The 537-nt window shown below is 52.5% G+C and carries 1 protein-coding gene; it reads left to right on the forward strand.

Annotated features, from left to right (window positions below; translation table 11 throughout):
* A partial coding sequence (locus tag H8Z76_RS13465) for an InlB B-repeat-containing protein (RefSeq protein WP_186982841.1) occupies positions 1-537 on the forward strand: 537 nt, incomplete at both ends.

Here is a 537-nt window from a genome sequence, read left to right on the forward strand (position 1 = left end):
AGAATTATACTGTCCATTTTGAAGGAAACGGTGCGACCGGCGGCTCCATGCAGGATCAGACGATCAACTATGGTGTGGCAGCAAAACTGAATAAAAACGGGTTTACCCGTGGATTTACCGTCGGCTATGACGTAAACGGCGGAAACAGCGTGGAACGTGGATCAGACAGTGTGGTTTCGGATTTCACGGGCTGGAAACTGAGCCCGGCGGCTGTCGGGATCTCCTATACGGATGAGCAGTCCGTAATGAATATCGCGGAACCGGGAAAGACCAGGAATCTTTATGCGGCATGGCATGATAACGGGGTAACACTCCCGAACGCATCCAAGGAGGATGAGTACTGGGAACTCAGTGAGGATAACAAAGGATGGGTAAGGTATTACTTTACCGGATGGTACACGGCGCCGAATGGCGGAGCGTGTGTCGGAAGGGGCGGGGATGCCTATACACCAAAGCAGGACATCACGCTGTACGCGCACTGGACGTATAACGTATTCGTTTACTATGACGGCAATACGAATGACGGCGGCGGAATGG

The sequence above is a fragment of the Roseburia yibonii genome (assembly GCF_014297335.1).
GTDB lineage: Bacteria > Bacillota > Clostridia > Lachnospirales > Lachnospiraceae > Roseburia_D > Roseburia_D yibonii.